The organism is Bradyrhizobium sp. STM 3561 (assembly GCF_045571455.1).
GTDB lineage: Bacteria > Pseudomonadota > Alphaproteobacteria > Rhizobiales > Xanthobacteraceae > Bradyrhizobium > Bradyrhizobium vignae.
In genome coordinates, this window is record NZ_CP120695.1 from 8291709 (window position 1) to 8303119 (window position 11411).

Annotated in this window: 9 protein-coding genes; 7 read left to right on the top strand and 2 right to left on the bottom strand. The window is 56.7% G+C overall.

All coding sequences use genetic code 11. The features are described from left to right. Nucleotides 1-394 precede the first annotated feature (394 nt). The 5 genes from P6U28_RS39085 (at nucleotide 395) to P6U28_RS39105 (ending at nucleotide 4321) form a co-directional block, all read left to right on the top strand. Nucleotides 395-580, top strand: coding sequence for a twin-arginine translocation signal domain-containing protein (locus P6U28_RS39085; RefSeq protein WP_407121209.1), 186 nt, complete (start codon nucleotides 395-397; stop codon nucleotides 578-580). Next, on the top strand, nucleotides 550-1446 hold the full coding sequence (locus tag P6U28_RS39090) for a PotD/PotF family extracellular solute-binding protein (RefSeq protein ID WP_407121211.1): 897 nt from the start codon (nucleotides 550-552) through the stop codon (nucleotides 1444-1446). The genes P6U28_RS39085 and P6U28_RS39090 overlap by 31 nt, the downstream gene beginning before the upstream one ends. A gap of 159 nt (nucleotides 1447-1605) precedes the next feature. Continuing rightward, the gene (locus P6U28_RS39095) at nucleotides 1606-2430 is read left to right on the top strand and encodes an ABC transporter permease (protein ID WP_407121213.1); all 825 of its coding nucleotides are present in this window, start codon (nucleotides 1606-1608) and stop codon (nucleotides 2428-2430) included. Further along, nucleotides 2420-3220: an ABC transporter permease gene (locus P6U28_RS39100; protein WP_407121215.1), complete on the top strand. Its 801-nt coding sequence runs from the start codon at nucleotides 2420-2422 to the stop codon at nucleotides 3218-3220. Before P6U28_RS39095 ends, P6U28_RS39100 begins: the two co-directional genes overlap by 11 nt. A gap of 12 nt (nucleotides 3221-3232) precedes the next feature. Continuing rightward, nucleotides 3233-4321 (top strand): ABC transporter ATP-binding protein, encoded by a 1089-nt coding sequence (locus P6U28_RS39105; protein WP_407121217.1) that lies wholly within the window; start codon nucleotides 3233-3235, stop codon nucleotides 4319-4321. Between the two features lie 580 nt (nucleotides 4322-4901). Here the strand turns inward: P6U28_RS39105 and P6U28_RS39110 are convergent. Next, entirely contained in the window at nucleotides 4902-6296 is a 1395-nt protein-coding gene (locus P6U28_RS39110) for a M20/M25/M40 family metallo-hydrolase (RefSeq protein WP_407121219.1), read from the bottom strand. Nucleotides 6297-7463: 1167 nt separating this feature from the next. Here P6U28_RS39110 and P6U28_RS39115 point away from each other — a divergent pair. Both P6U28_RS39115 and P6U28_RS39120 read left to right on the top strand, forming a co-directional pair. Next, the gene (locus P6U28_RS39115; protein WP_407121221.1) at nucleotides 7464-8657 is read left to right on the top strand and encodes a M24 family metallopeptidase; all 1194 of its coding nucleotides are present in this window, start codon (nucleotides 7464-7466) and stop codon (nucleotides 8655-8657) included. Between the two features lie 144 nt (nucleotides 8658-8801). Further along, nucleotides 8802-9854, top strand: coding sequence for an extracellular solute-binding protein (locus P6U28_RS39120; RefSeq protein ID WP_407121223.1), 1053 nt, complete (start codon nucleotides 8802-8804; stop codon nucleotides 9852-9854). A gap of 318 nt (nucleotides 9855-10172) precedes the next feature. On the opposite strand, the gene P6U28_RS39125 is transcribed toward P6U28_RS39120, so the two are convergent. Then, complete coding sequence (locus P6U28_RS39125; protein ID WP_407121224.1) at nucleotides 10173-10727, bottom strand: hypothetical protein; 555 nt, start codon at nucleotides 10725-10727, stop codon at nucleotides 10173-10175. Between the last annotated feature and the right edge of the window lie 684 nt (nucleotides 10728-11411).

Genomic DNA, 11411 nt, shown 5'->3' on the forward strand with positions numbered 1-11411 from the left:
CGGACGCAACGCGCGAGAGAGGTAGAACTTGTGAGATCGCTATAGGAGAACGCGGTCACGTCCGAGCACGTTGCGCAATCGGTGCTGCTGCTCCGTGCCTCGGCCTTGCGCCGTGGTTCCAACGATCGTCAGCTTGGGCAACGCGACGAAATCGTTTTTTCTCGTAGGAATCGGGCTGCCTGGCGAGGGTCACTTTCGGTTTGCGGACAGCCTTGCCTCCGCCACACCATCTTACCGGCTCAAAGAGCGGCTAGTCAGCTGACGCGTTCGGGATCTCGGAGCCCAAAACGCCAGGAGGGCGGTAAGTAGCCAGCATGCGCCGCATGGCGCGTGCTTCCGCTGACGCTAACTGGCTCGTTCGACTTCACTAAGGGGCAAGAGAGGAGATCGTGAAATGAAACGGCGAGCATTCTTAAAGTTCGCAACGACGGCTGCGGCCGGCGCCCTGGTCGCGCCCTATGTCCGTGCCCAATCGAAAAAATTCGCCGGCATTACGTTGCGCGTCAATGGATATGGTGGCCTTTACGACGAGGCTCTAAAAAGAGCGTCGTGGCTCCGCTCGATGAGAAGTACGGACTGAAGGTCCAATTCATCGCCGGCAGCACGGGAACGGACCTTGTCAAATTGGTCGCCAACAAGGACAAACCTCCGTACGACATGTTCATGGCCGATAGCTCTTTCATGGTCGAGCTCGTCAAGGCCGGTGTCGTTGACGAAATCAAGCCATCAGACGTTCCAAACCTCAAGCGGATTCTGCCGGGCTTCCGCGAATTCGGTGACTACGGGGTGCCTTTCGACATCGCGTCCATTGTCCCTGTCTACAACTCAAAATATGTCAATCAGCCGCTTACCTCTTACTCCGACATCGCCCGGCCCGATCTTGCAGGCCGCGTCGTCATTGCGGCGCCGGGACAAATCGCCAGCAACTTACATCTTCTTGCAATCGCCGAGGAAAACGGTGGCTCGGTTTCAAACATGGAGCCCGCGTTCAAGGTGCTCGAAGCCGCGAAGCCAAACATCGCTGCCTTCGCGCAACAAACGGTCGCACTCGTGCAGATGTACCAGAACGAAGAGGTTTACGCAGGCATTTGTTGGGACGGCCGCGCTCATGAATTGCGCACAAAGGGCGCTCCCATCGTGACCGTTGTGCCACCTAAAGGCATTTACTCGACGACAGATTACATCAACATCGTCAAGGGCACGAAGTATCCGGAAGCTGCGCACGCCTATGCTGAGCAGTTGCTTTCTGACCAGGGGATTCTCGCGACGCCGCAGGCATTTCGGTACAGCCCAACAACCGATGTCAAATTGCCTGATGAGCTCAGCAAGGAGCTTCTGTTCAATTCACCTGAACGCAGCGATCTGAAAAAGAAGATCGATTGGGATACCCTGTGGGCGAACCGGAGCGCCATGATCGAGCGGGTAAACCGAATCGTTCGAAGCTAGCTCAGAGATTGGTTCGACCCCTTGTGTTGCGCCGAGCCTCTGGCTTGCGTGCCCCCACTGCTTCGCCCACCGGCGTCATATCAACTATGAAAGGTCCATCGTGTGAAGGAACCTCTCCTTAATAGGCGCATCACAACCGCAGCCCTTTTGCTGGCCCCAATGGTCTTGCTTCTCATCGGCTTCCTGGTGGTCCCGGTGCTGGGATTGTTGCGATCAAGTTTTCTGCCGACTAGTCATCTTCTCGATGGTGGCGGCTTCAGCTTGACGCACTACGTACGGTTCTTTTCGGACTCCTATTACTCGTCAGTGCTATTGGAAACATTTGTGGATGGACTTTTTGTCAGCCTCATCTGCCTGGCACTTGGCTTTCCGGTCGGATATTCGCTTGCCCGCCAGCCACCTCTGGCGCGGCGCTGGCGAACAATCATCATTATCATGCCGCTGACGCTGAGCCTTGTGGTTGTCGTATTCGGGTGGCTGATCGTTCTTGGCCGTAACGGGCTCCTCAATGCACTGCTCGTGAACATCGGTATTCTTTCTTCGCCGAAAATATTCCTGTTTTCTCGAGCTGCCGTGATCATCGTTTTAGTGCAGCAGTTTCTTCCCCTCATGATTCTGTCCGTCATGAGCGTCGTGACGCAGATAAATCCGGTGCTCGAACAGGCAGCTGCCAATCTCCGCGCCAATCGTTTCGTTACGTTCCGAAAGGTTATCATTCCGCTCGCGCTTCCCGGCATTCTCGTTGGCTTCAATCTTGTCTTCGTGTTGTCGATTTCAGCATTCGTCACGCCCCGCCTCATTGGCGGAAGTCGGGTGAGCATGCTTGGAAGTCTTATCTACGAGCGCATTATGGCGGAACTGAACTGGCCGTCGGGCGCAGCCATGGCCTTTATCCTCTTCGTTAGCGGACTTGGCTTCACGGCGGCATTCAACGCGTTGGCTGCATCACGTTTGATCATGAAAGGACGCGGCTATGCGATCTGATCCCATCGACTATGTGATGGTCGTATCCGGCGCAGTCATTCGGGTTATCGTCTACACGATGCTTGCCTTACCGGCGATTCTGGTGGTTGTGTCATCGTTCACCAGCGGTGAGACAATGCAATTCCCGCCGAAAGGGTTTTCGCTGCGCTGGTATCAAAAGGTATGGGAAAATGAGCCGTTTATGACGGCGCTTTGGACGAGCACATACATCGCCGTTCTCGTTGCCATCATGGCCCTTGCGATTGGCTTCGCCGCGGCTTTCGCGATCAACCGCTTTTCCTTCCGAGGGAAATCACTCCTGCAGGGCTTGGCCTTTTCGCCATTGATCGTTCCAGCCGTCGTACTGGGGATAGGCTTGTTGCAGCTCTTCTCGTGGTTGCGGCTTACCCAGACGATCTATCCGTTGCTCTTTGGGCATCTTGTTCTCGCCATTCCGTACGTCGTTCGTACGATCCTTGCGAGCCTCGCGCTGCACGACCAACAGCTCGAACATGCGGCGATGAATCTCCGGGCCAGGCCATTGCAAGTCATCCGGCGTATTACGTTGCCACTCATTCTGCCCGGCTTGCTGTCCGCTTCGATTTTTGCCTTTGTGACATCGTTCGGAAACGCGACCGTTTCAGCGTTTCTCACCTACGGCGGCAATGTAACCCTGCCCGTACAGATCTTCACATATATCGACACCAGCTATGATCCGATGGTTGCGGCGATATCGAGCATTATGATCTTGGTGACATTGGCCGTCATTTTGACGATCGAGCGCTTAATTGGCGCGGAACGACTAACGTAGGAGTAGGAGAGGATGCTGGCTTTATCGAAAGAGGAGCAAACCACGGTGCAGGAAGCCGGTGATGTTGTTGTCGAGCTACGCTCTGTTTCCAAGCACTATGGTGATACGGTTGCTGTCGCGAACGCGTCCTTGAGTGCGCGTCGTGGCGAACTGGTTTGCCTGCTGGGTCCATCAGGCTGCGGCAAGACAACGACACTACGGATGGTTGCCGGATTTGTAGAGCCGACCTCGGGCACCGTGAGCATCAACGGCGTCGACATGACGCGTCAGCCGCCCTATCGGCGCGATACTGGAATGGTGTTCCAGAGCTACGCTCTCTTTCCGCATATGACCGTAGCCGAGAATATCGCATTCGGTCTGGAAAACTTGAAATGGGCCCGCGCTGACCGTGAAAAGCGCGTCAGCGAAATGCTCAAATTGGTCGAGCTGCCACATCTAGCGCAGCGACTGCCGAGCCAGCTTTCCGGAGGTCAGCAGCAACGTATTGCACTCGCGCGCGCATTGGCTATGCGGCCGGCCGTACTCCTTCTCGACGAGCCGTTCTCAAATCTGGACGCTCAGCTTCGAGTTCGCATGCGCGAAGAGCTTCGCGAGGTCATTCGCGGCGTTGACGTCACGACCCTGTTCGTTACACACGACCAGGAAGAGGCGCTGACCATGTCGGACCGCATTGTCGTCATGAATGCCGGTCAGATCGAACAGGTGGGTACACCGGGCGAAATTTATGAAGCGCCGTCGACGTCGTTCGTCGCAAAGTTCATCGGCTGGTGCTCATTGCTGAACGGAATTGTGGACGCGGACGGCGTCTTCACGTCAGGCGGAGGGCTTCGCTTGAAAGGTCACTGGAGTCCCGGCGCGGGCACGGCAGTCATCCGGCCGGAGCAAATCAAGCTTTCCAGCGACGGAGCGAGAGGGACGGCACTGACGGCCCTCGTGTTGCAGTCACACTATTATGGCGGCGCGACGCGACTCCTGCTGGAAGTCAATGGGGAGCAATTGACAATGGAGGATCGCTTTGCGTTCGGACGGCAACCGAAGGTGGGAGATGTTCTCGCCATCGTGATCTCTGCCGCCGATATTCGTGTCATCCAGTCAAAGTAGCGCGCGTTGTCGCAGCAACGCGTGGGCCGGATTTGCATCAATGCCCTCGATCTCCGTGGCGAGGTCGCCAATGCAGAGCGGCGGCAGTCAAGCCCTCGGAGTGTTCCACGCCGGGGTATCGGTGGGGCAGTGGAGAGATCCGCGGAGCTGATCGGGGGCTAGCCGTCCAACGCGAGGTGGACGGCTCAGCCTAAAGGGTTAGCTATCGCTGTGGTCGCCGACGGTTGCAGTAGGCGATCCAGTTTATCATCTTACGTGCGCCTCGCCGTTCAATTGAGCAACTCATCGCGTATCCAATTTGTCTCGGCGGATCGCGGTGAGCTCGAGAGGCAATCAAACCGCGAAGTTTCCGACGTGGCCCGCTGACCGTTCCTCGGTTATTTCCTCGACAGCATTGATAACTTAGAGAAGCGGCTCCCGCCACACGTTCAGTATTGCTTCTTCGCCATCTCCTGCAAAACAGGCGGGATGCCATCCGTTGAGTACGCCAGCTCGACTCTTTAGTTCAAGAAGATCCCGCGGTTGGAACTTAGTAGTGGCGTGATCGGGTTTAGACTCGTTCCGTGTGCGACGGGGCTTTTCAGCTTGAATGGACAACTCCGCCCACCGCATCCAAGAGAGCCGCTCCAGTACGTATTCCTTTCAGAAAGCAGTCAATTTTGATGTTCTCGTTCGGTGCGTGATTGGCTTCATCGGCATTGGCATAGGGCACGACGAATGATGGTACACCCAGGATCTTCGTGAATACGTAGTCCGGCAGGGTCGCTCCGAGAGAGGGATAGATGAGGGGCTCTATGCCATGCGCAATTCGCACGGCTGACTGAACAACATTCGAAAACGGCGCATCAAGCGGCGTTCTCGATGGCGGCGTCGACTCGACGCGGACGAACTCGACGTCCGGAGCATGTCTTCTTACATGAGCCTTTATCTTGCGTAGGATGTCATCTGGATCTTGTCGCTCGACCAGACGGGCATCGCATTTAACGAACGCCTCGTGTGGTACAATCGTCTTCGATCCAGGTCCGCCATAGCCTCCGTGGAGTCCGTTGATCGTCATGGTTGGATAGAACATGAGTCTGTCTGCAAGCGGCCTGTCTGCTGGATAGTCGAGCCCCGCAAGTGCGAGGTCCCGCTTGATCTCTTCAGTATCTTGAGGCAACTGCGCTGCAGCGGCGCGCTCAATCTCTGTTGGTGCCATGACATCGTCATGAAACCCCTTGATCGTAATCTCCCCATCTGCATTCTTCATTGTCGCCAGCAACTGCACCAGCGTCCAGATAGGGTTTGGGACGATCCCACCAAAATTGCCTGAATGAACATCGCAGTTCGCAGCGCGAGCGCGTAGTTCGAATGCGGCTATGCCACGGACCCCGTATGTAATGATCGGCCGACCCGACTCGTGCAGCGGGCCGTCGGCTGTTACGACTAAGTCAGTCCTAAGTAGGTCGCGGTGCGTGCGCACGAAGTGCGCGATGTGGGGACTTCCGGTCTCCTCTTCTCCTTCCAGCACAATCAGGACGTTGCATGGTAAGCGGCCATGGACCGCCAGATGGGACTCCAGGGCTAGGAGCTGAGCGAAATGTTGGCCCTTGTTGTCACCGGCGCCGCGCGCGTACACGCGCCCATCGCGGACCGTTGGTTCGAATGGTGGACTAATCCAGGCGTCCAACGGGTCCGGCGGCTGGACGTCATAATGACCATACAGCAGGATCGTCGGCGCTCCAGGTGCGCGTTCCCAACGTCCCATCACCACCGGGTAGCCTGACGTTAGGATCATCTGTGATTGGAGCCCCAACCGGTTCAGCATGCTCACAAGGAGTTCGGCGACCTCACCCATGCCGATCTTCTGCGCGCTAATGCTAGGGTGTCTCAGATAGTCAAGCAAGCGGTTGACGAACTGATCTCGGTTCGCATCGATATGCTCAAAGACTCTGGATAATTCAGGACGCTCGCTCTGGATAGTATTCACATTCATGGGCGGCGCTTCCGATCTGAGTCAACCAAATCAAAACTAGCCAACAATCATAGCTTTGATGATGTAGCAAATACACCTATCCGGATGACATGTTCGCAGGGACGCTGCGTTTTGGAGCTGTCAAGGATGTTCTTCCGCGCGTGGATGCGCGCGCGGAAACGTATAGCAGTTGTTGGCTGGTCATACTCGATTGCCTTTGCGTCGGCCCCGTGGCCCCCGTGTTGCGAGCGACGGCTCCGGCCCGGAGTAGTCGATATAAGTGCGCGGCGACGTTTGTTCAAAGAGCCGCGGTCGCCGAGCTCGGTGCGCACGGCTCCAGGGAGCTCATCGGGCGATCATGGATGTCCCAGCGCGGGCGCGCGCCGATCGACGCGAGCCAGAAATGAGATAAGCGACATCCATGAGAGCCAAAGCGGTCAGCGCCTTAGATCTGGCTTCTGTCCTTGAGCTTCGAGGTCGAGGTGCCCTGAATGACCCGCCGGCATCCGCCTCATTTCTCGAACGTCAATGACTACCTTCATCTTGGCATAAATCTCCAGAGTGTTTCCATCTGGCGCCTATTTTAGGCGCTAGGGTCGTCAAAAGCGGAGAAAGCGGCATCAATCTCAGCTATGGTTCCAGATATGATGCCGCAACACCCTTGCTCTCAGCTGGAATCCTCCGTCTCGAGCGGGAGGCTTCCTGCAGCATGCTGCCAAAGCCTGGGCAGGGCGCGATGTTACGTCGATACGCATTCGATCTCCTGATTGAGAGCATAATCCATGGTCGGTCGGCGCTGCAAAATACTTACTGTCCAGCTCGCATCGTTGCGCGGACAGGGTGCGGTCGGCATCTGTCGTGCGAGGTCGCTTCTTTCTTGTAACTCATGGGCTCATGACCATCGCGGTGGCTATGGCGCCGTTGAGCCTGGCTCTGCCTCCATCTCGCTTCGGGACCTGCATGCGACGGCTGTGATGGCGATCGAGGCGCGCGACGAGGTACCTCACTGCCGACCTGTTCGGGAGCCGCGATCAGCGGGCGGGTTCGTGATCGTGATGCTCGAGCGCCCATGCACGCCAGGAATCGTCCCGCTGATCCGATTCATAGAGAGCGTCTCAGCTCGGCTAGTGCATTCTTTTCGCATCGAGAGAATGACCCGGTGCGAACAAGCAGAAAGGAATTGAAAGAATGGCATCCGCGTTTCCCAAGGTGGAGTATGAACAGCGGCTGACACGCTTGCGTCGGCAAATGAATGACAAGGGTCTCTCTCTGCTGGTGGTGGTGAATCCAGCGAACCTCAACTACCTCTCTGGATACGACGCTTGGAGTTATCAAAATACCCAAGCTCTGCTCGTGCCGAGCAGTGAGCTGGAGCCCGTCTGGATCGGCCGCAGTCTCGATGTTGCAGCTGCGCACAACACAAGTTGGCTCTCAGCTGACAATATTGTCGGCTATGCCGAGTCCTATGCGGACAATAGTCCGAAACACGCGATGGAAGCGGTCGCGGGCGAGATCAATCGTCGCGGCTGGAACACCGGGCGGATCGGGTACGAGGGCGATACGTTCTTTTTCAGTCTGCGCGGATTCTTCACTCTTCAGAAGGGTATTCCCGAGGCCGAATTGGTAGACGTCGGTGTTCTGATCAATTGGCTGAGAACGATCAAGACTCCCAGCGAGATCGAGTTCATGCGCAGGGCTGGCAAGGTTGTCGACAAAGTCATGCGGGTTGCGATCGATTCGCTTCGGCCAGGAATTCGCGAAAACGATTATGCCGCGCGGATTGTCCAAGCGCAGATCGAAGGTGACGCTGACTTCGGCGCTAGTTACCCGTGTATGATTCCGTTCATTCAGACCGGAACGCATGCGGGTATAAGCCATGCTCCATGGACAACGGACGTCATTCCAGACGGCAGCATTACAGTCTTGGAATTGTCAGGGTGCTACCTCAGGTACAATGCCACGCTCGCCCGTACCATTAGCCTCGGCAAACCGAGCGACCGTCTGGTCCGCCTGGCCAACACCGTGCAGGAAGGACATGCGGCTGCGATGGCGGCGATGAAGCCCGGAGTGACGTGTCACGATGTTTGGGCTGCATGGCAAGCCGTTTTGTCACCGAGTGGCTTTAAGAAGCACTCCCGAATTGGGTACACTCTTGGTCTGAATTATACGCCGACTTGGCGCGAATATACGGCTAGTTTAGAGCCAGGAAAGGAAGATGAACTCCGGGAAGGCATGTGCTTCCACCTCCTATGCGGAATGTGGACCGGAGACGGTACAAACAAAGGCGATCCAAACTATGGGCTCAGCGAAACTGTTCTAGTGACAAAGAACGGCTGCGAGACCCTGACGAACTTTGAACGAAAGCTGTTTGCGAAGCACTGAGCCAGGGATGGCGGCGAGAAATAGCTGCTGCCATCGTACGCTTTCTGCGATCGACTGAGTTCTAACGCGTGGCGTGATTTCGTCGGGAGCGAGAGGCACGAAATCGTCATTGTTCGCTGAGGGGATAAACGAAAGGAGACCGGAATGAAGAGGCGGACTTTCTTGAAAGTCGCGACAGCGGCAGCGGCCAGTGCTCTGGCCTCACCCTACGTGCACGCTCAATCCAGGAAGTTCGCTGGTATTACGCTGCGTGTGAACGGATACGGCGGTCTTTACGATGACGCCCTCAAGAAGAGCGTAGTCGCACCGTTGGAGGAGAAGTACGGCCTAAAGGTTCAATTCAACGCCGGGATGACGGCGTCGGATCTCGTCAAACTGATCGCGAACAAGAACAATCCACCGTACGATCTGTTTCAGGCCGACAGCTCCTATATGATCGAGCTACTTAAGGCCAACATCATCGAAGAAATCAAGGTGACGGAGGTCGCAAACATCAAGCGGATCCTTCCTGGATTCCGCGAATTTGGCGAATATGGTGTGCCGTATAGCGTCGCCTCTGTCGTTCCGGTCTACAACTCAAAATACATCAAGCAGCCACTCACGTCGTACTCAGACATCGCCCGGCCCGATCTGGCCGGTCGTGCCGTCATTCCAACGGCAGACACAATCGCCAGCAGTCTTTATATACTGGGCATAGCGGAAGAAAATGGTGGCTCGATCTCGGACTTGGAGCCTGCATTCAAGATACTTGCGGCTGCGAAGCCCAACATCGTCGCGCTCGCGCAGTCGAACGTAGCCGAGGTGCAGATGTTCCAAGGCGAAGAGGCGTATGCGGGGATCTTTTGGGATGGCCGCGCCCACGAGTTGCGCACCAAGGGCGTTCCAATCGTGACCGTGGTCCCGCCCAAGGGCGTTTACGCGACGACAAGCTACTTCAATATCATCAAGGGGATGAAGTATCCGGAAGCGGCACATGCGTTCGCCGAGCAGTTGCTCTCGGACCAAGGCATGCTCGGACTACCTGACGCGCTTCGGTATGGAGTAACCACCGACGTCAAGTTGCCGGAAGATCTTAGCAATGATCTTCTGTTCAACTCAGCCGAGCGCAACAAGCTGAAAAAGACGATTGATTGGGAAAAGCTCGACGAAACGCGCAGCGCTCGGATCGAACGGATCAACAAAATTGTGAGAAGTTAAATCGGCAGGGTGCTCAATGGACTGACGGTGTTACGCCAATTCAATAAGATCGGAGTAACGTCGCTGCATAGTCAATACGTCCATATAGGTTATGAAACGACATATTGACCCAGCGGCCGTACCGGGACTTTGCTGAGGTGGGCTCAAGGTGATGGGCGCCCATGATGCGGGACGCCACAGCAACGATCTGCCCCGTTACGAACGCGAGGAAACGTCGGCGATGATTCGGCCCTTGAAGACGAAGGGCGAGGTTGCAATTCGGCCCGACACCTGATGCCTAGATCTGCCTGAAGCCTTTCCGCAAATATGATCGTGCCCTCAGGCGACAGACGCTACCGTCAACCGGCAGAGGGTCGTGATATCGTAGACGGGCAAGTTGGTCGTGCGTCGGATTGCCGGCGCGACCAGCGGGAAGGCTGTGCATTCGAACAGTATAGCCGCGATCCCTTGATGGGCCGCGCGCAGGCGCGCAACGCAGGCGGTGACATCCGCCTCAACAGCAGCCACGTCGGCCGGTGGCAATGGGCGCTTGAGGCCGTCATGCCAGTACTTGCCGCCTTCAATGCCGCCGATCACAATTCGGGCTCGCTCAGTCTCGTCGTTCACTCCGAGCAGATCCTCACTGCAATGGGTGGAGTCGTAGGTCGCGACGGCAATCTTGGCAGATTTCGGCAGCTGACGAAGCAAGGTCGGCAACAGGAGCAGGCTGGACATCGCGACGGGCACATTTACCGAGGCGGCCACCGCCTCCTGATGCCGGATAGAGAAGCCACAATCCGAGCTGATTGCAACGGCTCCACGCTCGACCAAGCGGCGAGCGGCTGCGACGTAGGCCGGCTCCAGCGTTGGATCGCCGCGGACGACGTTCTCCACCCAAGCTCCTGGGACGATTTCCGAGATGATGGGAAAGTTAAGCATGGCCGAATCCCGCATTGAGCCAGACACCGCCGGTGGGGGCGGGGCCCCGGGCGGCAGCCCTCGTTCGAGAAGCAGGACTCCGAGCGAGCGCGGGATCTGCGATGTCATTGCGTGATTTTCCAGCAGAAATGAAGGGCTTCGTCTTTCCTGCAACTATTATCGCATTCCCTAAGCAGGTTTTCGCTAACGTGGGCGTCTCGTAGACTGCAATTATGCGTGAGGTCGGCAGAAAGCGAACGCCGAAGCCGATTTTGGCCGGACACGCGCGACACGAGCGCGCTTCTAATAAGCTTGGGCAAGCCCACCCTCGAAGGGGCATGGCCGAGCTTCCTGGCTGCCGTTCGCCTTGCTGCTATCTATATTGCTGTCTACTAAGCCAACGCGCCTCGTGCACGGTTTTGCGGCTCCAAGCGATCCGCTCCAATAGCGACCGCCATCGTCACCTACGGCATCGCTTTCGGCACGTGCGCAAACACATAGCTGCCGGGTTGCTAAGGCTCTGCATATCGCGCCCGAAGCGCTCAGAAACAGCCGCCCCAACACAGCCAACATAAACAGGCCGCGACATTTTGGTTGTACGATCGTTCACTAACCAAATTGCGAGTCTCGCTGTCGTTCGCCCGCCTTGTGATCGAAATC